Here is a 21,389-nt window from a genome sequence, read left to right as displayed (position 1 = left end):
GCTAGATACCCCTCACCCGGGGAGCACCGAACTCACGGTAGCCCGGAGGACGCCCGTCGGCGCCCGTCGGCAGCGGATTGATACCCGGCTTCTCCCGGTCCGGCGGAGACGCCTTGTCCCAGTTGAACTCCGCGAACTCGGCCACCTTGCCGGACAGCTCGCGCCACACGTCCCGCGCGCTGCTCCAGGTCGGCGCCTCGCCGCCCAGCTCGCGCGTCAGCTCCGCGGCCCACTTCCAGCCGGGGATGACGTCGCCCTTGGGCGGGTACGCCTTGCGGAAGCGCTGGGTCATCCCGTCCATCTGCGTGAACGAGCCCTCGTCCTCCACGTGGATGGACGCGGGCAGGAGCACCGTGGCCTGCGCCGTGATGGGCGACTCGTTCTTCTCCTGGACCACGAAGACGTCCAGTGAGGCCACCGCGCTGGCGAAGGCCTCCACGTCACCCGGCACCTCGGTGCCGATGGCGTACAGCCCCTTCACCTGGCCCTTGGAGAGCGCCTGGGTGAGCGACTCGTAGGTCTCCACCTTCAGGCCCAGGCCCTTGGCGATCCACTCCAGGCCCTTGCGGTTGGGGTTCTTGTCCGCCGTCTTCAGGAAGTGGTCCGCCTTGCCCGCCGGACGACCGCCCACGTAGACGGTGGTGAGGCCCAAGGTCGCCTTGGCGAACGTGAGGCCCGCCAGGAGCTCCTCGTTGGAGGACACCGGCGAGGCGAGCACCGCGAGCTTGCCCGAGCCCACCAGCGGCTTGAGCGCCTTGGCGGCGGCCTGCGCGGCCTCCTTGCGCGTCACCACCGGCACGGCCTCGGAGCCGGACTGGCCCGTCGCGCGGCCCACCCTCGCCTGGAGCACGCGGCCCAGGTTGAAGGACTTGTACATGAGCCGGCCCTGGTCACACATCCAGCTCTTGTTGATCTCCTCGTTCTCGCGAGGACGGATGCGGTAGGTGTCCTGCGACATCCAGTCCACGTACGTGTTGCAGCCCTTCGCGCAGCCGGTGCAGATGGACGGCGTGGCGGACAGGAACCACGCGCGCGCCTTGAAGCGGAAGTCGCGGCTGAGCAGCGCGCCCACCGGGCAGACGTCCACGGTGTTCATCGAGTAGTCGCTGTCCAGCTCGTTGCCCGGGAACACGTCGATGCGCTCGTGGCTGCCGCGGCCGAACACGCCCAGCTGCGGCTCCTTGGCGATCTCGTTCATCACGCGCACGCAGCGGGTGCACATGATGCAGCGCTCCTGGTCCAGCACCACGCGGGGCCCCAGGACCTTGCGCTTGTTCTTCAGCGTCTTGCCGCCCTCGAGCCGCGAGGGGCGGTAGTCGTACTTCATGTAGTAGTCCTGCAGCTTGCACTCACCGGCCTGGTCGCAGATGGAGCAGTCGACCGGGTGGTTGAGCAGCAGGAACTCCATCACCGCGCGCTGCTGCTCCTTCACCTTGGGCGTCGTCGTCTTGACGGCCACGCCCTCGGCCAGCGGCGTCTGGCACGCGGGCACCAGCTTCGGCGCGTTGGACGCCTCGATGAGGCAGATGCGGCAGTTGGCCGCGATGGAGAGGCGCGGGTGGTAGCAGTAGTAGGGGATGTCCGAGCCGACCGTCTTGGCCGCCTCGATCATGTTCGTCCCCGGCTTCACCACGACTTCCTTGCCGTCGATGGTGCAGGTGACGAAGCCCGGGTTCTTCGGCGCGGGCTTGGGCGGCGGGCCCGCGGGCGCCGCGGCCTTGGGGGGCGGCGTGACGCTGCTGGCCGCCGCGGGGGGCGTGTCCATCTTCGGACCGGCCGGAGGGTTGGAGGGCTCGGGACCGATCTTCGCCGCGGGGGTGTCCGTGGGCGCGCCCTTGGGGGGCGGCTGCGCGTCACCGGTCGGCTTCTTCGTGTCGTTGTCGCTCACTGCTCGACCTCGCCGCCAATCATGTTGATGGTGTCAAACGTGGGGATGAGGTCCGCCAGCATCTTCCCCTCGATGATGTGGGGCACCGCCGCGAGCACCGGGAAGCCCGGCGCGCGCACGTGCACCTTGTACGGGCGACCGCGCCCGTCGCTCACCAGGTACCAGCCCAGCTCGCCGTTCGAGGCCTCCGTCGCGTCATAGGCCTCGCCGGGGGGCACCTGGATGCCCTCCATGACGAGCTTGAAGTGCGCCATCACGCCCTCGATGGTTCCGTACACCTCGGGCTTGGGCGGCAGCGCGATGCGCCAGTCATCCACGATGATGGGACCCGCCGGGATGGTGTCGAGCGCCTGGCGCAGGATGCGGATGGACTGACGCATCTCCTCCATGCGGACGAGGTAGCGGTCGTAGTTGTCGCCGTGCTCGCCCACCGGGATGTCGAAGTCGAAGCGGTCGTAGACCCAGTACGGCTTCGCCTTGCGCAGGTCGTGGTCCACGCCGCAGGCGCGCAGGGCGGGGCCCGTCCAGCCGTAGTCGATGGCGTCGTCGGCGCTGATGATGCCGGTGCCCTTGGTGCGGTCGACGAAGATGCGGTTGCGCGTGAGCAACCCGTCCATCTCCACCAGCAGCTCCTCCGTGCGGGTGAGCGTCTTGCGGACCTTGTCCGCCCAGCCGTCCGGCAGGTCGCGGTTGATGCCACCCACGCGGCCGAAGCTGGTGGTGAGGCGCGCGCCGGTCAGCTCCGTGACGCGGTCCTGGATGAGCTCGCGGGCCTCCATGCCGTAGAGGAACGGCGCGAAGCCGCCCATCTCCAGGCCGGTGGCGCCCACGCACGTCAGGTGGTCCGTCAGCCGGTGCAGCTCGCTGCCGATGACGCGGATGTACTGGGCGCGCTCCGGAATCTCCAGGCCGATGAGCTTCTCGACGGCGTTGAGGAACCCGAAGTTGTTCATCATCGCGGACAGGTAGTTGAGCCGGTCCGTGTACGGCAGGCACTGCGTCCAGGTGACGTTCTCGCAGCTCTTCTGGAAGCCGCGGTGGAGGAAGCCGATCTCCGGGTCGATCTTGACGATGGTCTCGCCGTCCAGCTCCACCTTCAGCCGCACGGTGCCGTGCGTGGCGGGGTGGGACGGGCCCATGTTGATGACCATGTGCTTGGCCTGGAGGTGCGCCTCCAGCTCCGAGCCCTCGGGCGGCAGCGAGCCGTCCGTGTCCGGATTGTGGCCCTTCACTTCAACGTTGTGGCTGTCGGCCATGGTGTCGTCCTCAGGAGTGCCCGCTGGTGCCGGGACCGCGGAAGATGTCCTTGATGGGGCGCTCCGGGATGAGCGGCTGGCGGTCCCTCAGCGCGTAGTCCTTGCGCAGCGGGTGGCCCTGGAACTCCTCGTACAGGAGGATGCGGCGCAGGTCCGGGTGCCCGTCGAAGCGGATGCCGTAGAAGTCCCAGACCAGGCGCTCCCACCAGTTGGCGCCGCGGTAGAGCGGGACCAGCGAGGGCAGCACGGCCTGGTGCTCGCTCACGCGCACCTTGAGCCGCACGTGCTCGTGACGCTTGAGGGAGTAGAGGAAGTAGACGACCTCGAAGCGCGGGTCGTTCTCCGCCAGGTGCAACCGGTCCACGGCGTCGACGGAGCCGAACAGCTTGAACTGCAGCTCCTCGTCGTTCTTCAGGAACGCGGCGACCTTCGGCAGTGAGTCGGCATGGATCACGGCCCAGGCGCCACCGGCCCGGTCCACGTAGCGCTCCACCACCGCCTCGGGGAAGTGGGCGGAGACCCTGTCCAACGCGAAAGTGCTCAAGGGGGACCCAATGACTGAGGGAGAAGAATCCGCGGCTTTATAAGGAGCCCAGAAGGGGGGCGTCAACGTAAACCCTCAACCATGTAGGCCACTTAGGAAGCCCAGAAGCCAGCGTTGCGCACGCGGCGTCCGGGGAGGCTCACGGATCGTCCGCCGGGGCGGAAATCAGGCCGCCGAGCCCGGTCCCCGGGCCAGCGAGGGGCCCGCCGCCAGGGGGACGAAGGTGGCCACCGGCTGGCTCTTGCCGGCCACCAGGGCCTGTCCCACCGGCTCCCAGCCGAACCGGGCTCCCGCCTGCTCCCGGGTCGCCTGGGACACGAGGACGGGCACCCCGGCCTTCTTGGTGAGCCCCTCGATGCGGCTGGCCAGGTTCACCGTGTCGCCGATGGCGGTGTAGTCCAGGCGCCGGGCCGTGGAGCCGATGTTCCCCAGCACCACGGGGCCCGTGTGGATGCCCACCCCCATGCGCAGGGCCGGGACGCCCTGGAGGGCCCGCTCCGCGTTGAACCCCTCCAGCTCGCTCACCATGTCCAGCGCGCACCGCACCGCCCGGGAGGCGTGCTCCGCGTCGGCCAGGGGCGCGCCGAAGTACACCATGAGTGCGTCCCCGATGAACTTGTCCAGCGTTCCGCCGTGGCGGAACACCACCTCCACCATGCGGCCGTAGTAGGCGTTGAGGAGCTTCACCACTTCGCCCGGGGGCAGGTGCTCGCTCATGGCGGTGAAGTCGCGGATGTCGGCGAAGAGGACGGTGACCTCGCGCAGCTCGGGCTCGGGGGAGGCGAGGCGCTGGAGGCGCTCGGCGACGGCGGGGGCGAAGTAGCGGCCCAGGCGGGCGCGCTTGAGCTCCTCCTCGGAGACTGCGGCGGACAGGGCGCGGATGCGGTTGAGCAGGTGGCGGGCGCCGGCGGCGGCCACGGAGAGCATGACGACGGCGGCCAGCTGCGCGCCCACGCCGATGCCGGCCTGGTGCTGGAGGGCCGCCTCGGCGACGGCGGCGAAGGCGGTGACGACGAGCGTCACCGTATTGCGCAGGGACAGGGCGGCCAGCAGCACCAGCACCGCGTAGATGCCGAGCGTGAAGCCGGCGACGCCCCCGGGGGAGGGGGACACGGGGATGGCGTGGCTCTGGAGCCAGTACACCGCGGGCACGTCGATGAAGGCCACGGACAGGCCCGCCCAGCGCACGGCCCGGGGCGAGCGGGCCACCGCGACGAGCACGCCCGCGGTGCACAGCCAGTACACGCTCAGGGGGGCCAGGTACTCGGCCCAGTCGGCCTTGCCCACGAAGAGGCCCAGGGTGGCGGAGATGCCGAACATCACCGTGATGGCGACGAAGCGGATCCACGCGAGCTGGCGCGCGTTGCGGTGGCGCTCGCCGTCGAGGGCGCGGTTCACCGAGTCCTCGATGCCTTCTGGCGCGTTGGGCCGCAGGGCTCCCCCCATCCGCGAGCGCTGCGCCTACCGGGCCGGAAAGGGCCATGGCTCGCGGGCCTCTCTCATTGCGGTATACACGCCCTGCATGGTCGAGTCCTCTTCCTCGCACCCCCTCCGCCCGCTCGTCTGGCGCCTCGCCCTGGGCCTGGGGCTGGGACTCGCGCTGTTCGCCGGGGAGACCTGGTGGCTTCTGCGCTCCGGCCTCGTGGGCGTGGACATCCCGGTGGACGGTCCCTATGCGGCGCTGTCGGCGGCGGTGCGACCCGTGCTCCCGGGGCTCTTGGCGCGAGTGGCGGCCGTCTACGTCGTGGCGGGCATGGGCCTCGCTGCCGTGTCCTGGGGGCTCGCGCGCGTCTGGGGCCGGGGTGGCGTCCTGGCCACGCTGGCGGGGTGGCTCGGGCTCGCGCTGCTGCTGGTGTGGGACCGCGCCATCGCCCGGCCCGCGTTGTTCGATGACCTGCCGGCGGTGAGGCCGGTGCTGGCGTGGCTGGTGGACCACGGCGAGCCCTGGCACCCGAGGCTCGCGGCGGGGCTGCTCGCGCTGCTGCACGTCGGGGTGTGGCTCCACCGGCAGGACACGTGGAGGCGGAGGGCGCGGCTGGGCGGCGCGGTGCTGGCGGGTGGGCTGGCGCTGTTCGTCGCGACGCGCGCGAGCGGCTGGGTGGGCGGTGGCAGGCATCCGTTGGTGGTGCTCATCGGCATCGACGCGTTCCGGCCGGACCGGCTCGCGAGCCTCGGCGGGACGCGGGCGGTGGCGCCGCATGTGGACCGCTTCGTGGCGGAGTCCACGTTGTTCACGAAGGCGTACACGCCGGTGGCGCAGACGGAGCCCGCGTGGCGCTCGCTGCTCACCGCGCGCTGGCCGCACGAGACGGGGGTCCGCTACGCGCTGACGGCGGAATCCCGGATGCAACTGCAGCCCACCTTCGCGGAGACCTTCGCGCGCGCGGGCTGGCGCACGGTGTTCGCCACCGACTGCTCGCGCTTCCACGCCGAGGGGCCGTCGTCCGGTTTCGCCACCCGGTTGCAGCCGCCACGCGGGGCGGTGAACTTCCTCCTCGAGAAGCTGCGCTACCGGGCGCTGGGCGTGTTCGCGGACCACGCGCTGGGCGCCGCGTGGGTGCCGGAGTTCATCGACAACCGCGCGCTGGCGGGCATCCACGACCCCATGGGCTACGCGGAGCGGCTGACGTCGCGGCTGCTCGAGGAGGCGGGGCAGGGGCCCACGCTGTTCGCCTTCCACGCCACCGCGGCGCACTTCCCCGGGGACCCGGTGCACCCGTTCTATCGGCGCTTCGTGTCCGCGTCCGAGCCGCTGGAGCGGCGGCTGCGCATGCACTTCGCGCCGGTGTCGCCCGGGGCCAAGGGCGGCTGGAGCCGGGAGGGCGCGGAGGCGCTCTACGACGAGCTGATCGCCCAGGCGGACGCGCAGGTGGGGCTGATGCTGGAGGCGCTGCGCCGCTCGGGCCGCTACGACGACGCGCTCATCGTCCTGGTGTCGGACCATGGCGAGAGCTTCCACGAGGACCGGCCGGACCTCGCCGGCGCCACGCCCGTGCACGGGGCCCGGCTGTCGGAGCTGGAGAACCGCATCCTGCTCGCGGTGAAGCCCGCGGGAGGTCGAGGCGCGACGCCGGCCACGCTCGATTCGCTGGTGCGTCTGGTCGACGTGGGGCCGACGCTGCTGGAGCTGTCGGGCCTGCCCGCGCTGCGCGGCGCGGATGGCGTGTCGCTCGGGCCGTTGCTCCGTGGCGAGACGGCGGCGCCGCTCGCGCTGTACGCGGAGACGGGCTTCACGCACGTATCGCCGGAGGTCTTCGACGAGGGGCACTGGCCCGGGGCGCCGCGCGCGTTCGACGCGTACCGCATCCGTCCGGATGGCGTGGTGGAGCTGAGCGACACGGCGCACACGGCGGTGGTGCTGGAGAAGGACCGGGGCGCGTACGACGGGCAGCGCTGGTGGGTGGACCGTCCTCGGGCGGATGGCTCCGTGCTGCGCGTGTGCACGGGGGACTGTGAGAGCCTGGACGCGCTGGCGTTGGAGGCATGGCTGGACGCGGTGCAGGGACGGACGGGGGCGGGGGACTCGCGTAAGGTGGCGGGCCATGTCGACGACCCCAGACACCCCGTCCCTTCAGGAACAGTACGCCCCTCACAACAGCTGCTTCGGCTGCGGCCCGGCCAACACCCAGGGCCTGCGCATCCGCAGCCGCGCGGAGGGTGAGCTCGTCGTCGCCGAGTGGACGCCCTCCGAGCATCACCAGGCCTTCCCCGGCGTGCTCAACGGCGGAATCATCGGCGCGCTGCTGGACTGTCACTGCAACTGGACGGCGGCGTACCACCTGATGAAGGCGCAGGGCGCGGCGTCTCCGCCGTGCACCGTCACCGCCGACTACACCATCACCCTCAAGCGCCCCACGCCCATGTCGGGGCCGGTGCGGCTGGAGGCGAAGCCCGTCGAGATCAAGGGCGACCGCGCGGTCATCGAAGGCACCCTCACCGCGGGGGGCAAGGTGACGGCGCTGTGCCGGGGCACCTTCGTCGCGGTGAAGGAGGGCCACCCCGCGTACCACCGCTGGTGAGCGCAAAAACCAGGGGCCCCGACGCCGCCCTTCGAGAGGGTGGCACGCGGGGCCCCAGGGGGACTTCGTGGGCTTCGGGTGGACTACTTGCCCATGGAGATGAGCAGGTCGTGCCGGGCCGCGGTGGGGTTGGGCTGCTCGCGGTCGGCGATGCGGTGGACCTGGTTGGCGATCTTGTCCTGGAGCAGCATGAGACCGTCCAGCACCTGCTCCGGGCGGGGCGGGCAGCCGGGGATGTAGACGTCCACCGGGAGGATGCGGTCGATGCCCTGGAGCACCGCGTAGTTGTCGTAGAAGCCGCCCGAGGACGCGCACACGCCGAACGACACGACCCACTTGGGCTCGGTCATCTGCTCGTAGACGCGCTTGAGGATGGGCGCCTGCTTCAGGTTGATGGTGCCCACCACCATCAGGAGGTCCGCCTGCCGGGGCGAGAAGCGCGGGAACTCCGCGCCGAACCGCGCGATGTCGTGACGGCTGGCCGCCACGGACATGTACTCCATGCCGCAGCAGGCGGTGGCGTACGGGTAGGTGAACAGCGAGTACTTGCGGGCCCAACCCAGGCCCTTGGAGACCATCCGCTGGAAGAAGCCCATGGCCTCGTCGCGGCGGGTCGTCAGCACTGGAGCGATGTCTGCATCAGCCATGATGGTTCAGCTCTCCCAATCCAGGGCGCCCTTCTTCCACACGTAGATGAGCCCCACCACGAGGGTCACCGCGAAGACGAGCATCTCCATGTACCCGAACCAACCGAGCGCCTGGAAGTTCACCGCCCAGGGGTACATGAACACCGCTTCGACGTCGAACACGATGAACAACAGCGCGACGACGTAGAACTTCACCGCGAACCGCTGACGTGCCGGGCCGCTCGACTCGGAGCCGGCCTCGAAGGCGGTCGACTTGATGGCGCTCGGGCGCTTGGGGCCCAGCAGCGAGGTGATGAAAGGAATCGCGACGCCCATGATGCCGGCCAGCAGCAGCACCACCGCCAGGGGCAGATAGGGCGAGAGGGGAGAGGGAGTCATCGCGCGCGGAACCTAATGACACCCGCTCACGCATGTCAAAGGGAAAGTCCCCTGCTGGGCGCCGCAACCCCTTGAGATGACGACGAAAAGCGCGGCTTGTCCCCGCCGGGGCGGGCAGGGGGCTGGCGGATGTCCCCTCGGGTGGCCCTGGCGGGAGGCGCGTTTGACGCTCCCGGGGACGGACGCCTACCGTCGTGCGGCCCGCGCAGGCGGGCGATCAGCGCTGCACTTGGGGAGAGGAAGAGGGCATGTGGGGCCGGCTCGGCTTGCGGATGCAGGTGGCCATCGCGGTGCTGGTGCCTTGCCTCACGGTGATGGGCCTGTGCATCTGGAACTTCTCCGCCCGACAGCGCGAGGTGTCGCTGGAGTTGCTCCAGAAGCGCGCCCGGGTGCTGGGCTCCCTGGTGGCGCAGCATCCGGCGGTGCTCCAGTGGGACGGCTCGCGGGAGGCGCAGGCGCGGCTGGAGACGGTGCTCGCGCGGGTGGAGGCGCGTGACGCGGACGGCGACGCGGGCTTCACGGTGAGCTACCAGGGACTGCTCGGTCCGGACGGTCGCCCCGTGTACGCGTCGCTGGCGCGGCTGCCGGAGCACGCGCGGGGGCCGACGCTCCGGGTGCTCGAGGGCTGCGTCACGTCGCTCATCGGCCTGCGCGAGGTGTCGCTGCGGTGCGCGAGCGGCGAGCGGACCTATGTCGTGGGCCTGGGGCTGGACGAGGCGGCGGCGTCCGTCACGGAGCTCAAGGGCTCCGTGGTGGTGGGGCTGGTGGGCGCGCTGGGCCTGGGGCTCCTGTTGGCAGTGCTCATCGGCAGGACCATCGTCGACCCCGTGTCGCAGGTGACGGAGGTGGTGCGGGACGTGGCACGGGGCGATGTGTCGCGCATGGAGCTGGACGTGCCCGCGACGGGCGAGGTCCGGCTGATGGCGGAGTCCTTCAACAAGATGCTCGGCACGCTGCGAATCACGGTGCTGGAGCTGGTGTCGCGCACCGAGCAGCTCTCCGGTGCGTCGCGGGGACTGTTGGGCGCATCCGCGGACCAGGAGCACGTCATCAGCCAGCAGGCGGCCTACGCGCAGCAGATCGCCGCGACGTTCGAGGAGCTGAGCCGCACGGCCGAGCAGATCTCCTCCTCCACGGAGGTGGTGGAGTCGAGCGCCCGGCGCACGCACGAGGCGGTGGCCGAGGCGATGGCCGTGGTCGCGCAGGTGGTGGCGGGCATCAACGACATCCGCACCGAGTCCAAGGGCGTGGCGGACGCCATCGTCGGCCTCAACCAGGACCTGCAGCAGGTGTCGAAGATCGCCCACGTCATCAACCAGGTGGCGGAGCGCTCGGACCTGCTCGCGCTCAACGCGGCGCTGGAGGGCACCAAGGCGGGCGAGGTGGGGCGGGGCTTCTCGCTGGTGGCCGCGGAGATGCGCAAGCTGGCGGAGAACGTGTCCGCGTCCGCGCGCGACATCGGCCGCATCGTCGAGAAGGTGCAGGACTCCGGCGAGGAGGCCGCGTCGAAGGCCCGCGTGGGCATGGCGACGAGTGATCGCGGCGTCGAGGTCGCGGAGCAGGCGTCCTCGGTGTTCCAGCGCATCGTGGAGCTGGCGCGTGGGACGAGCGAGGCGGCGCGCCAGATCACGATCGCGACGCGGCAGCAGCGTCAGTCCAGCGAGCAGGCCGTGCAGGGGGCTCGCAACGTGGCGGAGCTGGTGAAGCAGGGCGTGGACGCCACCGGGCGCACCACCCGCATCGCCCAGGACCTGCAGGCGGTGGCGGAGGGGCTCACCACCGTCACCACCCGCTTCAAGACGACGCGCGGCTAGGTGTTGTAGGTCCTTCTGTTCGGTTCCAGACGGATTTTTCTCTGATGGGCTGCAAGGCCTAACCCGTGGGAACTACACCAGTTGCGCTCTGTTCATCCCTCTTGCACTTTGCGTGTCAGGTCGAAAAGGCCTGTTCGTCCGTCGTGTGTTTCTCAAAGGAGACCTAACGGTATGGCTAGCTTTGTCTATGTGGATAATTCGAACGTTTTCATTGAGGGCAAGTTTGTCAGTGCGGTTGAGAAGGGGCTTGCCCTGAATATTTGGGACGCTCACAAGGCACTCATCCAGGACTACGGCTACGCACTCGATTTCGGGCGCTTGTATGATTTTTCAGGCGCGACGAGAGACGGCTGCGCGAATCTTTACGGGTCAAGGCCGCCGCCGAATGACTCGTTGTGGAAGATCGCGGAAAAGGCGGGGTTCAAGACGGTCGTTTATGACCGGAGTGTCTACACGAACACCGAAAAGAAGGTCGATACGTCGATCGTGAAGGACATGATCCGTGACGCTTACACGAAGATCGACAAGTTGAAGGATGAGATTGTGCTCATCGCAGGGGATTCCGACTTTGCGCCGGCGGTCGAGGACCTCGTGAAGGATGGGTTCAAGGTGTACGTGGTGTTCTGGGCACACGCGGCTACCGATCTCAAGAAAGTCTGCACCAAGTTCACCTCGCTCGATCCTCACCTTCGCCACCTCGCATATTAGGGGCAGGGCAGCTGCCGTGCTCCGTTGGTGCGAGATCGTCCATCACGCGAGCCAATGCCCAGAGCCGCCATCGGTGCTGTGGCGGCTGAGGGCTACTCGCGCTTCCAGCGGACCTGGAGCTCCAGCTCGTCCACGGCGCCCTCTCGCTCGTGCTCGACGCTGAAGTACGCGTCGGCGGGCACGTGCAGCCGCTCGCCGGCCACCTGGATGCTGAACGCCTTGCCCTTCTCCATCGCGTCCGCCAGCCGGCGCAGCTTTGCGACGAACTGCGCGCGCGGGTACGTCTTCTCGATGTCTCGCTCGGGTCGTTTGGCCATCGCCCCATCCTGCCAGCGAGGTCCCGCACCGTCGAACTCCGGGCCTGTCGGAAAACGGGCCCGCGACACGGGAGGGCCCGTGAAGCACGGTGGCTTCACGGGCCCTCATGGCAAGCGTCCGCTCAGGCGTGGCTCTGCTGGAAGCGGTGCAGCGCCTGCTCCACCTCGTTGGCCAGCGACATCACCTGGTCGCCGACCTCGGTGCGGTCGTCGCGCTGGGCCTCCTTGATCTTCTCCTTCACCCGCTCCTTCAAGTTGCCGACGCTGAGGCTGCCTGGGGCCTGGCTCGGGATGTAGTCGATGAGGCTCTCCGCGAACCGCTTCACCAGCACCTGCGCCGGGACGAAGAGGAACATCCGCTCGCCGTACCACTGCGTGTACAAGCCGGAGAAGAGCCCCTCCTCGAACGGGTCCGAGCGCAGGTTGACGAGGTAGGGCCACGCCGGATTGAAGCGCTTGCCGCTGAACCACATGTCCGGGCCCCGGCCGTCCTGGTAGCTGAAGATGACCTTCCAGTCGTCGTAGCGCACCGCCGCGAGGTTGCCGCTGTCGAGCACGTAGATGAACTCGTGCCGCCGCCCCGGCTCCTTGCCCGCGAGCAGGCCGCGCTGGTCATACCCGTCCAGGTGGACGCGGAACTTCTTCTTCCCCACCGTGTGACCCGCCTTGCACTTCTCCACCAGGTCCTCGGGGCCGCCCGCCGCCGCGACGAAGGTGGGCATCCAGTCCTCGTGGGCGAAGATGTCGTTGATGACGGTGCCCGGCTCGATGACGCCCGGCCAGCGGACCACGCAGGGCACGCGCACGCCGCCCTCCCACGTGGAGCCCTTCTCGCCCCGGAAGGGCGCGTTGCCACCGTCCGGCCAGCCCATCTTCTCCACGCCGTTGTCGGTGGAGAACACGACGATGGTGTTGTCCGCGATGCCCAGCTCATCCAGCTTCGCGAGCAGCACGCCCACGTGGTCGTCCAGCTCCGTCATCGCGTCCGCGTAGAGCCCCTTGCCCGTCTTGTTGCGGTACTTCTCCTGGAGGAACGTCCACACGTGGGTGCGCGTGGTGTTGTGCCAGATGAAGAACGGCTTGTCGTCCTTCGCCGCGCGCTCCATGAAGGACAGCGAGGACTTGAGGAACTCCTCGTCCACTGTCTCCATGCGCTTCTTGGTGAGCGGGCCCGTGTCCTCGATCTTCTGGCGGCCCACGCGGCCCCAGCGAGGGTCCTCCGTCGGGTCATCGCGGTCCGTGGCCCAGCAGTGCAGCACGCCGCGCGGACCGAAGCGCTCCTTGAACGCCGGATCCTTCGGGTAGTCGGGGCACTCGGGCTCGTTCTCCGCGTTGAGGTGGTAGAGGTTGCCGTGGAACTCGTCGAAGCCGTGCACCGTGGGCAGGTAGCGGTTCGAGTCCCCCAGGTGGTTCTTGCCGAACTGGCCACACACGTAGCCTTGCGGCTTGAGCATCTCCGCGATGGTCGGGTCGGAGTCCTGGAGGCCGTAGTCCGCGCCCGGCATGCCGATGGTGGTCAGGCCCGTGCGCAGCGGGTTCATGCCGGTGATGAAGGCGGCCCGGCCCGCGGTGCAGCTCTGCTGCCCGTAGCAGTCCGTCATCAGCGCGCCCTCACGGGCGATGCGGTCGATGTTGGGCGTGCGGTAGCCCATCATCCCCTGGTTGTAGGCGCTGATGTTCCACAGGCCGATGTCATCGCCCCAGATGACCAGGATGTTGGGCTTGCGCGCCGGCTGCTTGCCGTGCCCGTTGCCGTTGCCATTGCCGTTGCTCTTGGATTTCCCGCTGGATGCCATGTGCCTGCTCCCCATCGCCCGCCGTCGGTGGACTCCGTCCGGCCCGTGGCAAAGGTGAGGAGGAGGGTGGAGGCCGACGTCGTCCGCGGGGCTGGCCCAGGCGCGCGAGCGAGCGGCGCTTCAGCCCGAGGGCTCAGGCCGTGGCGCGCGAGCGCAGCTTCGCGAACAGCTCCGGCGGCATGGCGGCGCTGCCCAGCTTGTGGTCGGCCGACACCGCCTCGCCGTGGAAGTCGCTGCCCGACGTCGGCACCAGGTCGTGCTCCTTCGCCAGCGCCAGGTACTTCTGCTTCAGCGCGGGGTTGTGGTCCGCGTGCAGCACCTCCAGCCCCGCGAGGCCCGCCTTCACCAGCTCGCGCAGCTCCATGCGCTCCACCTTCGACGAGCCCGGATGCGCCAGCGTCGCCGTCCCGCCCGCCTTGCGGATGAGACGGATGGCGTCCGCGCCGTCCAGCTTGAAGCGCTCCACCCACGCCATGCCCCGCGTCCCCAGGAACCGGTCGAACGCGGCCTTCATGTCCACCGCCCAACCCTGGTCCACCAACACGCGCGCCAGGTGCGGCCGCCCCAGCTGCGCGTCACCGGCGATGGCGCGCACGTGCTCCATGCGGACGGGGAAGCCCAGCTGCTGCATCCTCGCGACCATCGCCTCCATCCGCTGCTCGCGCTCACCACGCAGCCGCTGCGCGAAGCGCGCGAGGTCCTCGTCCTCCGGCCTCACGAAGTGCCCGAGGATGTGCACCTCGCGGCCCAGCACGAAGGCGGAGATCTCGATGCCGGGCACCAGCTCCACGCCGTTCGCGAGCGCGGCGGCCTTCGCCTCGGCGAGCCCCGCGACCGTGTCGTGGTCCGTCACCGACAACACCGTCACGCCCGCGGCCCGGGCGCGCTCGAGCAACTGCGTGGGCGTGTACTGCCCGTCGCTGGCGGTGGTGTGGGAGTGCAGGTCGATCACATCGGTCTCCAGGGGCGAGCGGTTGAAAGCCGCACTGTCGCGACCTAGGCTCTTCTTCAAACCACGAGCCACGTCAAGGGCGATGCCGCAGCACCCACTCCAGATCTCCCGGAAGATTGAATACGGACTGAGGGCCATGACCTTCCTGGCCTCTCAGCCGCTGGAGCGCATGGTCCCCTTCCGGGAGATTGCCCGGCGCATGGACGTGCCCGAGGACTTCCTCGCCAAGATCCTCAAGGTCCTCCTCTCGCGCAAGCTCGTGCGCTCCACCCGCGGCGCCCACGGTGGCTACGCCCTGGCGCGCCCCGCACGGGAGGTGACCTTCCTGGACGTCATCGAGGCGGTGGAAGGCCCCGTCAACGTCAACGTCTGCCAGGACACACAGCATGACGGCTGCCGGGCCACCGGGAGCTGCACCATGTACGGCGTGTGGAAGCTGGGCCAGCAGCGGATGTTGGAGGTGTACCGCTCCACCACGCTGGACCGTCTGGCGATGACAGAGCTGAAGGGCTCGCCGCCCGCCGACTCGCTGTCCCTGGCCGCGCGGGCCTAGACTGCCCGGCCCATGGCCAAGAAATCCGAGTCGAGCATCGAGAACCGGGTGTACCTCTTCGAGTCGCTCGCCAGCAGCTACGTGGCCGCGGCCTCGGACGCGCTGGGCTCCAAGGACTCCGCCGAGCGCGAGCGCGCCCGCCGGGCCCTCGCGGAGCTGGCGTACGTCTCCTGTGTGGTGGCGGACACCGGGGACCTGTCCCCGGAGGCCGTGCGGGAGCGGCTGCTGAGCGCGCCCGCCCCCGAGCGGAAGTCCGCGCGCCGCGGCAAGCGGAACAAGTAGGCGCGCCCCCTCGCGCCGTGGATGATGAAGCTGCTGGAGCGCCCCGTGAGTGGAGCGCCCCCGAAGTCACCCGGCCCGAGGAGAGACCGACATGAGCCAGCAACAGCCCCCCGCCACCGGCGTGGTGATGACCCTGGTCAGCCACCCCCAGTTCAAGACGAAGCTCACCCACGGCCCGTCCACCACGGAGCTGCAGACGGAGGCCCCCCGGGACAACGGCGGCACCGGCGGCAGCTTCTCCCCCACGGACCTGGTGGGCGCCGCGCTGCTGGCCTGCGCGGTGACGACGATGCACCTGTTCGCCTCGCGAGAGGGCATCTCCCTGGGCGAGATTCGCGGCCGCGTGGAGAAGCGCATGACGCCGCCGCCGCGTCGCATCGGTGAGCTCGTCGTGGACCTGCAGATGCCCGCGGGCCTGTCCGCCGAGCACCGCGCCCGGCTGGAGCAGGTGGGCCGCGAGTGTCCGGTGGCGCGCAGCCTCCACCCCGAGCTGAAGCTGCCGATGACGTTCAGCTACCCGGACTGAAGAGCGCCCGCCCGCTCGGTGTGCACGGGAGCCTCCTGGCCTTCGCTGCCAGGGGGCTTCGTCGTGAAGAGTCTTCACGACGGCACTCCCAACCCGGAGAGGGGCATGGACGCGAAGCGCCTGGGCATCTACCTCAACGACCACCACGCGGGCTCCGTGGCCGGCATCGAGCTGGCCCGGCGCACCGAGTCGGAGAACCACAGCAACCTCGTGGGCCACTTCCTGGCCACCCTCGTCCCGGAGCTGCGCGAGGACCAGCGCATGCTCGAGGCGGTGATGGGCGCGCTGGAGCTGCGAAGAGATCCACTCAAGTCCCGCGTCGCGTGGGTGGTGGAGAAGGCCGCCCGGCTGAAGCTCAACGGCTCCTGGGTGCGCTACTCGCCGTTGAGTCGGCTGGTGGAGCTGGAGGGGCTGTGCACCGCCACCGAGGGGCGGCTGTCCCTGTGGACCACGCTGGCGCGACTCCAGCGGAAGGACACGCGGCTCGCGCCGTTCGACTTCGAGTCGCTCATCGCCCGAGGCGAGCTGCAGAAGGCCGCGCTCCAGCGCCTGAGGGCCCGCGCCTCGGACGTGGCCTTCGCCGACGAGCCCATGGCGTTCGGCTCGGGCGAGACGCCCATCGCCAGCTACTGAGGGCCGCGGACACCACGCCCCCCGGCGCTTTCGCGGCGGAGGGCGTGGGGGCTTCAGTCACCTGTCACGGCAGGGGCGTCAGGTGCCCGAGGGCGACACCGGAGGCCGGGTGGCGTCCGGCTGCGGCACCAGGCGCAGCTGGCTGGCGCTGCCCGCGAAGCTCGCGTCCACGCCGCGCTCCAGGTACGTGTAACCGGACAGGCCGTCCTCGTACATGCGCAGCAGGGTGCGCGACTCGTCCAGGGAGATGCGGCCCTGGCGCAGGGCCATCTCCGTGAACTTGCGCAGCCGGGCGACCAGGTCGTCCTTGTTGTAGCTGACGTAGTTGAGCACCTCCGTCACCGTGTCGCCCGCGACGACGTGGTCGATGAGGTAGCCCCCGTTGGGCGCCAGCGACACCTGCACGGTGTGCGTGTCACCGAAGAGGTTGTGCAAGTCGCCGAGGATCTCCTGGTACGCGCCCACCAGGAAGATGCCCAGGTAGTAGTCGTCGTCGTTGAGCGCGTGCAGCTCCAGCGCGTCCTTCACCTCGCGCTTGTCGATGAAGTGCTCGATCTTCCCGTCGGAGTCGCAGGTGATGTCCGCCAGCGTCGCGCGGCGCGTCGGCTTCTCCGCCAGACGGTGGATGGGCATCATCGGGAACAGCTGGTCGATGGCCCACGAGTCCGGCAGCGACTGGAACACGGAGAAGTTGCAGAAGTACGTGTCGCTCAGCGCCTTCTCCAGCGACTCGAGCTCCTCCGGGATCTCGCCCGCCTCCTTCGCGATGCGCATGATCTTGTGGCAGGTGGCCCAGTAGATGTTCTCGGCCGCCACGCGCTGCTCGAGCGACAGGTGGCCCAGCGAGAAGAGGGTGAGGCTCTCCTCCTTGGCGTCCTGCGCGTCGTGCCACGCCTCCAGCAGGTTCTTGTTCGTCACCTCGCGGAAGGTGGACAGGAGGTTGCGCACCACGGAGGGCGCCTTGTCGTCCACCTTGTCCGGCAGCTGCGCCGGGTCGAACTCGCTGGTGCCCAGCACGTCCACCACCAGCACCGCGTGGTGCGCGACGACGGCGCGCCCCGACTCGGAGACGAGCGTCGGGTGCGGCACGCCGGCCCGGTCACACGCCTCCATCACGCCGAACACCACGTCGTTGGCGTACTCCTCCGTCGTGTAGTTCATGGAGGAGGCGAAGTTCGTCTGGGAGCCGTCGTAGTCCACGCCCAGGCCGCCGCCCACGTCCAGGTACTTCAGCGGCGCGCCCTGCCGCGCCACCTCCACGTAGAAGCAGCCCACCTCGCGCAGCGCGTTCTTCACGTTGCGGATGTTGGAGATCTGGCTTCCCAGGTGGAAGTGCAAGAGCTCGAACGCGGGCAACAGGCCCGTGTCCTTCATGAAGGCGATGCAGCTCATCAGCTCGGAGGAGGACAGGCCGAACTTGGAGCGATCTCCGCCGCTGGCCTCCCACTTGCCGGCGCCGCGCGTGGACAGCTTCACGCGCATGCCCAGCCGCGGGGTGATGCCCGTGCGACGCGCCACCTCGGCGATGAGGGGCAGCTCGCTGGGCTTCTCCACCACGAGGATGACGTTGCGGCCCAGGCGCGAATAGAACAGCGCCGTCTCGATGTACTCCTCGTCCTTGTAGCCGTTGCAGATGACGAGCGCGTCCTCGTTCTCCAACAGCGCCATCACCGCCATCAGCTCGGGCTTGCTGCCGGCCTCCAGGCCGTAGTTGTAGCCCTTGCCCGCCTCGATGATGGTCTCCACCACGTAGCGGTGCTGGTTCACCTTGATGGGGTAGACGCCCCGGTAGCCGCCCTTGAAGCCCTGGTCGGCCATGGCCTTGCGGAAGGCCTCGTTGAGGTGGACGACGCGGTGGCGCAGCACGTCCGTGAAGCGCAGCAGCAGCGGCAGACCGATGCCGCGGCGGCGCACTTCGTCCACCAGGTCCTTTAGGTCCATGCTGGGGGCCTGGGGCCCGTCCGGGTGGACGCAGACGTGACCCTTGTCGTTGATGCCGAAGTAGGGCGAGCCCCAGTTCCGGATTCCATAGAGCTCGTGCGCGTCAGCGAGGGTCCAGCGGTGCGGAGGGGCGTTTGCGGGCATCGGCGGTTCGAGGCTCCCTGGGAAGAGAGAGGGTGGACTCCAGTCAACAGTGGAGGGGCGCGGGAACTATAGGAAAGCCCCCCGGCATTCAACAGCCGCCTGAAAGTGGAGCGAGCGGCCAGGCAGACGTCCCGCTGGGGCCCCTGTCCTGGCGGGCGGACCTTCCATCCGATTCCTACCCTTTGTCCGGAGTGTCGGGAGGACGCGTGGATAGAAGGGAAGGGTACATGGAGTCGTCCGCACGTAGGGAAGAAGCGCCGCTGACCCCTCGGGAGATCTACGAGCGACTGGACCGGTACGTCATCGGCCAGGACGCCGCCAAGCGCGCGGTGGCCATCGCCGCCCACAACCACCTCAAGCGGGTGCAGGCCCGACGCCTGCGCCGTCAGTCCCTCATCAAGAAATCCAACATCCTGCTCATCGGCCCCACGGGGAGCGGGAAGACCCACATCGCCCGCAACCTGGCGGAAATCCTCCACGTTCCGTTCACCACGGTGGACGCCACCGAGTACACGGAGGCCGGCTACTACGGGAAGGACGTGGAGGTGATGATCTCCGACCTGCTGCTCAAGGCGAACCACTCCGTCGAGGACACGCAGCGGGGCATCATCTTCGTGGACGAGGTGGACAAGATCGCCCGGCGCTCGCAGGGGGCTCGCAACGGCGCGGGCAGCCGCGACATCGGCGGCGAGGGCGTCCAGCAGGGCCTGCTCAAGCTCCTGGAGGGGCGCGAGGTCTATGTCCCCCTGAACGTCACGCAGGCGTGGAACAAGAGTGACTTCGTCCAGGTGGACACCCGGGACATCCTCTTCATCTGCGCGGGCACGTTCAGTGACTTGCATGACTACGGGGACGAGCCCGGCGGGGGACGGCCCCTGGGCTTCGGCGCGGACGAGAGCTTCCGGCGCGCGAAGAAGCGCATCGGCACCAAGCAGCTGGTGGAGTTCGGCATGCTGGCGGAGTTCCTCGGGCGCCTGCCGGTGGTGGTGCAGCTGGATTTGTTGGGCGAGGCGGACCTCATCCGCGTGCTCACCGAGCCGCCGGACTCCATCATCCGCGAGTTCCGCGAGCTGCTCGCCATGGACGAGCTGGAGCTGGACTTCGACGACGGGGCGCTGCGCGAGGTGGTGCACTACTCGGTGGCGCGCGGGCTGGGGGCGCGCGGGTTGCGCTCCATCCTGGAGCACGTGATGGCGGACATCATGTTCGAGGCCCCCGAGCGGCGGCGTCGGCAGGTGAAGGTGGACGCGGACTACGTGCGCCCGAGGCTGGCGACGCTGGACGCCGTGGAGCTCAACGTGTGACGTCCGCGTCACGCTCCGAGGCCTGGGCGGCGGCGCCCAGCCTCGCGGCGATGTCCGGGTCCTGGATGAGCTGGAGGACCAGGTCGTTGCGCAGCAGCGCGGCGGTGTCACCCCGGGCCAGCGCCTGCTTCACCTGGTCATCCTGGAGCAGGCGCTGGAAGCGCGGGTCCTTGCGCAGGGCCTTGTAGGCCGGGTCGTTCTTGAGCTTCTGGGCGCGCTCGGGGTCCGTGCTGGCGCGGGCCACCGCCACCATGTCCTCCATGGGGGCGAACTGGCTCATCTCGAAGAGGTTGTAGCGGCGCGCGGCGGACACGGCGAGCGAGTCCTTGGGGGACACGCCCACGCGCTTGCCGGCGATGACCACGTGCTGCTCGAAGAAGGACATGGCGCTGAGGACGAACCACGCGAAGGCGGCCGTCTTCGCCGCGCCCAGGATGAAGCCCAGGAGGCGGTCGATGCTCCGGTCCTCGTTGTCCTTTCCGGTGGCGAGGAAGCGCGCGAGCAGCGCGCCCAGGGCGTAGCGCACCGTGAGCCAGACGCAGACGAACAGGAGCGCGGTGCCCAGCACGAGGCCCACGACGAGCGGGCCGTCCACGGCCTCGGCGAACCGGGGGGCGAGCAGCGGCCCCAGCTTGCGCGACGCGAAGTAGCCCAGCGCCAGCCCCACCCAGTTGGCGACCTGACGGGAGGCGCCGGTGAAGGCGCCGATCATGCCGAAGAACAGCACCAGGCCCAGGATGACGAGGTCGATGACCATGGCGAGTCGGGGCGCGGGGCGTCAGCGGATCTTGAACGAGTCGCCCTTGCCCTTGGCTTCTTCCTGGAGGCGCTTCTGGGCCTCCGCGAGGTTCTCCTTGTAGCGCGCGTTGGAGGGCTCGTAGGTGAGGGCCATCTTGAGGTTGCGCTCGGCGGCGGACCAGTTGCCCGCGTCGATGTCCTTCTGCGCCTGCTGGTAGAACTGGCGGCCCTTGGGGTGGGTGCCGATCTGTTCTTCCTGCTCCTTCTTGGCGGCGGCCTTGGTCTCCGCCTCGGAGGCCTCGGTGAAGCGCAGCTTCTGGGCGCGCTCGGGGCCCGTCACGTCGGTGACGTACTTCTTGCGCTTCGTGTCGTCGCGCAGGACGTAGTAGGCCTCGGTGACGCGCTTGTAGAGCTCGTGGACCTGCTCCTTGAGCTGCTTGTCCGTGATGTGGAAGAAGCGGTCCGGGTGGTAGGTGCGGCTCTCCCGGTAGAACGCCTTCTTGATGTCCGCGGGCGTGGCCGTGCGCTCCAGCAGGAGCACCTCGAAGTAGTCGAGCTGCTCCAGCTTCGCGCAGCGCGACGCGAGGTCCGCGAGCTGGTGCTCGTCGAGACCCGGGCCCTTGGCGGCGCTCGGCGGAGGAGGCGGTGACAGCGCGCCCGGTGGCGGGGGCGGCGGCGTCATCGGCGCCACGGACGGGACCAGAGGGCTGACGGCGGGCACGCGGGGCGCGGTGACCGGCGGGATGCCTGGGACGGGAGGCCGCGGCGAGAGGTCCGACGGCGCGATGGCCGGCAGCGACATGGTGGGCCGGGCGCCGGGGCGATTCGCGGGGACCGAGGGTGGAGGCGGCGGTGGGGCGACCTGCCCGACGGCGAGCGTCGGAGGCGGGCGCGGCGTCAGGGCCGGACCGCGCGGCGCGGCCGGGGCGCCCGTGGCCGGAGCGATGGA

21 protein-coding genes are annotated in these 21,389 nt (G+C 69.6%); 9 read left to right on the top strand and 12 right to left on the bottom strand.

The features are described 5' to 3' along the window. Position 1: 1 nt before the first annotated feature. The 4 genes from K8625_RS13690 to K8625_RS13675 form a co-directional block, all read right to left on the bottom strand. Positions 2-1,888: a 2Fe-2S iron-sulfur cluster-binding protein gene (locus tag K8625_RS13690; protein WP_223746824.1), complete on the bottom strand. Its 1,887-nt coding sequence runs from the start codon at positions 1,886-1,888 to the stop codon at positions 2-4. Continuing rightward, positions 1,885-3,144 carry an NADH dehydrogenase (quinone) subunit D gene (gene nuoD / locus K8625_RS13685; RefSeq protein ID WP_223746825.1) on the bottom strand — a complete coding sequence of 420 codons (1,260 nt, stop codon included), beginning with the start codon at positions 3,142-3,144 and terminating at the stop codon, positions 1,885-1,887. The genes K8625_RS13690 and nuoD overlap by 4 nt, the downstream gene beginning before the upstream one ends. A gap of 10 nt (positions 3,145-3,154) precedes the next feature. Continuing rightward, positions 3,155-3,673, bottom strand: coding sequence for an NADH-quinone oxidoreductase subunit C (locus K8625_RS13680; RefSeq protein ID WP_223746920.1), 519 nt, complete (start codon positions 3,671-3,673; stop codon positions 3,155-3,157). 180 nt (positions 3,674-3,853) lie between these two features. After that, complete coding sequence (locus tag K8625_RS13675) at positions 3,854-5,086, bottom strand: adenylate/guanylate cyclase domain-containing protein (protein WP_370640332.1); 1,233 nt, start codon at positions 5,084-5,086, stop codon at positions 3,854-3,856. A gap of 124 nt (positions 5,087-5,210) precedes the next feature. Here K8625_RS13675 and K8625_RS13670 point away from each other — a divergent pair, with 124 nt between their 5' ends. Together K8625_RS13670 and K8625_RS13665 are read left to right on the top strand one after the other, a co-directional pair. Then, positions 5,211-7,349, top strand: coding sequence for a sulfatase-like hydrolase/transferase (locus tag K8625_RS13670; RefSeq protein WP_223746827.1), 2,139 nt, complete (start codon positions 5,211-5,213; stop codon positions 7,347-7,349). Further along, a complete protein-coding gene (locus K8625_RS13665; RefSeq protein WP_141326249.1) occupies positions 7,231-7,707 on the top strand; it encodes a PaaI family thioesterase in 477 nt (158 codons plus the stop codon). Before K8625_RS13670 ends, K8625_RS13665 begins: the two co-directional genes overlap by 119 nt. An 83-nt stretch (positions 7,708-7,790) precedes the next feature. Here the strand turns inward: K8625_RS13665 and K8625_RS13660 are convergent, their stop codons facing one another. Further along, entirely contained in the window at positions 7,791-8,354 is a 564-nt protein-coding gene (locus K8625_RS13660; protein ID WP_046712975.1) for an NADH-quinone oxidoreductase subunit B, read from the bottom strand. 6 nt (positions 8,355-8,360) lie between these two features. Then, positions 8,361-8,732, bottom strand: coding sequence for an NADH-quinone oxidoreductase subunit A (locus K8625_RS13655; protein WP_046712976.1), 372 nt, complete (start codon positions 8,730-8,732; stop codon positions 8,361-8,363). A 248-nt stretch (positions 8,733-8,980) separates the two neighbouring features. Here K8625_RS13655 and K8625_RS13650 point away from each other — a divergent pair, with 248 nt between their 5' ends. Beyond that, positions 8,981-10,546 (top strand): methyl-accepting chemotaxis protein, encoded by a 1,566-nt coding sequence (locus K8625_RS13650; protein WP_223782967.1) that lies wholly within the window; start codon positions 8,981-8,983, stop codon positions 10,544-10,546. 171 nt (positions 10,547-10,717) lie between these two features. Then, positions 10,718-11,254, top strand: coding sequence for an NYN domain-containing protein (locus tag K8625_RS13645; RefSeq protein ID WP_223782966.1), 537 nt, complete (start codon positions 10,718-10,720; stop codon positions 11,252-11,254). 92 nt (positions 11,255-11,346) lie between these two features. On the opposite strand, the gene K8625_RS13640 is transcribed toward K8625_RS13645, so the two are convergent. The 3 genes from K8625_RS13640 to K8625_RS13630 all read right to left on the bottom strand — a co-directional run bounded on the left by K8625_RS13640 (position 11,347) and on the right by K8625_RS13630 (position 14,319). Beyond that, a complete protein-coding gene (locus K8625_RS13640; RefSeq protein WP_223782965.1) occupies positions 11,347-11,571 on the bottom strand; it encodes an amphi-Trp domain-containing protein in 225 nt (74 codons plus the stop codon). 122 nt (positions 11,572-11,693) lie between these two features. Next, complete coding sequence (locus K8625_RS13635; protein ID WP_223782964.1) at positions 11,694-13,367, bottom strand: arylsulfatase; 1,674 nt, start codon at positions 13,365-13,367, stop codon at positions 11,694-11,696. Positions 13,368-13,500: 133 nt separating this feature from the next. Continuing rightward, positions 13,501-14,319 (bottom strand): PHP domain-containing protein, encoded by an 819-nt coding sequence (locus K8625_RS13630; protein ID WP_046712980.1) that lies wholly within the window; start codon positions 14,317-14,319, stop codon positions 13,501-13,503. A gap of 82 nt (positions 14,320-14,401) precedes the next feature. On the opposite strand from K8625_RS13630, the gene K8625_RS13625 reads away from it, so the two are divergent. The 4 genes from K8625_RS13625 to K8625_RS13610 all read left to right on the top strand — a co-directional run bounded on the left by K8625_RS13625 (position 14,402) and on the right by K8625_RS13610 (position 16,313). Then, entirely contained in the window at positions 14,402-14,872 is a 471-nt protein-coding gene (locus K8625_RS13625; protein WP_223746829.1) for an Rrf2 family transcriptional regulator, read from the top strand. 12 nt (positions 14,873-14,884) lie between these two features. Next, positions 14,885-15,154, top strand: coding sequence for a hypothetical protein (locus K8625_RS13620; RefSeq protein WP_223746830.1), 270 nt, complete (start codon positions 14,885-14,887; stop codon positions 15,152-15,154). A 91-nt stretch (positions 15,155-15,245) separates the two neighbouring features. Further along, a complete protein-coding gene (locus K8625_RS13615) occupies positions 15,246-15,680 on the top strand; it encodes an OsmC family protein (protein WP_223746831.1) in 435 nt (144 codons plus the stop codon). Positions 15,681-15,785: 105 nt separating this feature from the next. Continuing rightward, the gene (locus K8625_RS13610) at positions 15,786-16,313 is read left to right on the top strand and encodes a hypothetical protein (RefSeq protein ID WP_223746832.1); all 528 of its coding nucleotides are present in this window, start codon (positions 15,786-15,788) and stop codon (positions 16,311-16,313) included. 78 nt (positions 16,314-16,391) lie between these two features. Here the strand turns inward: K8625_RS13610 and speA are convergent, their stop codons facing one another. Beyond that, complete coding sequence (gene speA, locus K8625_RS13605) at positions 16,392-18,398, bottom strand: biosynthetic arginine decarboxylase (RefSeq protein ID WP_046712985.1); 2,007 nt, start codon at positions 18,396-18,398, stop codon at positions 16,392-16,394. 227 nt (positions 18,399-18,625) lie between these two features. On the opposite strand from speA, the gene clpX reads away from it, so the two are divergent. Then, on the top strand, positions 18,626-19,702 hold the full coding sequence (gene clpX, locus K8625_RS13600) for an ATP-dependent Clp protease ATP-binding subunit ClpX (protein ID WP_046712986.1): 1,077 nt from the start codon (positions 18,626-18,628) through the stop codon (positions 19,700-19,702). On the opposite strand, the gene K8625_RS13595 is transcribed toward clpX, so the two are convergent. Then, entirely contained in the window at positions 19,692-20,459 is a 768-nt protein-coding gene (locus K8625_RS13595; protein WP_223746833.1) for a CvpA family protein, read from the bottom strand. The two genes, clpX and K8625_RS13595, sit on opposite strands and share 11 nt — an antisense overlap. A 21-nt stretch (positions 20,460-20,480) precedes the next feature. Continuing rightward, the gene (locus K8625_RS13590; protein ID WP_223746834.1) at positions 20,481-21,242 is read right to left on the bottom strand and encodes a J domain-containing protein; all 762 of its coding nucleotides are present in this window, start codon (positions 21,240-21,242) and stop codon (positions 20,481-20,483) included. Positions 21,243-21,389: the final 147 nt, after the last annotated feature.

Origin of the sequence: Myxococcus sp. AS-1-15, assembly GCF_020037055.1 — a bacterium.
Lineage (GTDB): Bacteria > Myxococcota > Myxococcia > Myxococcales > Myxococcaceae > Myxococcus > Myxococcus fulvus.
This window is presented reverse-complemented; position numbering and strand designations above follow the sequence as displayed.

What these genes read in the sequence shown, in the direction of transcription:
- K8625_RS13650 (WP_223782967.1), top strand. Translation starts at nt 8,981, where the DNA reads ATGTGGGGCCGGCTCGGCTTGCGGATGCAGGTGGCCATCGCGGTGCTG.
- clpX (WP_046712986.1), top strand. Translation starts at nt 18,626, where the DNA reads ATGGAGTCGTCCGCACGTAGGGAAGAAGCGCCGCTGACCCCTCGGGAG.
- K8625_RS13610 (WP_223746832.1), top strand. Translation starts at nt 15,786, where the DNA reads ATGGACGCGAAGCGCCTGGGCATCTACCTCAACGACCACCACGCGGGC.
- speA (WP_046712985.1), bottom strand. Translation starts at nt 18,398, where the DNA reads ATGCCCGCAAACGCCCCTCCGCACCGCTGGACCCTCGCTGACGCGCAC.
- K8625_RS13655 (WP_046712976.1), bottom strand. Translation starts at nt 8,732, where the DNA reads ATGACTCCCTCTCCCCTCTCGCCCTATCTGCCCCTGGCGGTGGTGCTG.
- nuoD (WP_223746825.1), bottom strand. Translation starts at nt 3,144, where the DNA reads ATGGCCGACAGCCACAACGTTGAAGTGAAGGGCCACAATCCGGACACG.
- K8625_RS13615 (WP_223746831.1), top strand. Translation starts at nt 15,246, where the DNA reads ATGAGCCAGCAACAGCCCCCCGCCACCGGCGTGGTGATGACCCTGGTC.
- K8625_RS13590 (WP_223746834.1), bottom strand. Translation starts at nt 21,242, where the DNA reads ATGTCGCTGCCGGCCATCGCGCCGTCGGACCTCTCGCCGCGGCCTCCC.
- K8625_RS13665 (WP_141326249.1), top strand. Translation starts at nt 7,231, where the DNA reads ATGTCGACGACCCCAGACACCCCGTCCCTTCAGGAACAGTACGCCCCT.
- K8625_RS13645 (WP_223782966.1), top strand. Translation starts at nt 10,718, where the DNA reads ATGGCTAGCTTTGTCTATGTGGATAATTCGAACGTTTTCATTGAGGGC.
- K8625_RS13640 (WP_223782965.1), bottom strand. Translation starts at nt 11,571, where the DNA reads ATGGCCAAACGACCCGAGCGAGACATCGAGAAGACGTACCCGCGCGCG.
- K8625_RS13620 (WP_223746830.1), top strand. Translation starts at nt 14,885, where the DNA reads ATGGCCAAGAAATCCGAGTCGAGCATCGAGAACCGGGTGTACCTCTTC.
- K8625_RS13635 (WP_223782964.1), bottom strand. Translation starts at nt 13,367, where the DNA reads ATGGCATCCAGCGGGAAATCCAAGAGCAACGGCAATGGCAACGGCAAC.
- K8625_RS13595 (WP_223746833.1), bottom strand. Translation starts at nt 20,459, where the DNA reads ATGGTCATCGACCTCGTCATCCTGGGCCTGGTGCTGTTCTTCGGCATG.
- K8625_RS13660 (WP_046712975.1), bottom strand. Translation starts at nt 8,354, where the DNA reads ATGGCTGATGCAGACATCGCTCCAGTGCTGACGACCCGCCGCGACGAG.
- K8625_RS13625 (WP_223746829.1), top strand. Translation starts at nt 14,402, where the DNA reads ATGCCGCAGCACCCACTCCAGATCTCCCGGAAGATTGAATACGGACTG.
- K8625_RS13670 (WP_223746827.1), top strand. Translation starts at nt 5,211, where the DNA reads ATGGTCGAGTCCTCTTCCTCGCACCCCCTCCGCCCGCTCGTCTGGCGC.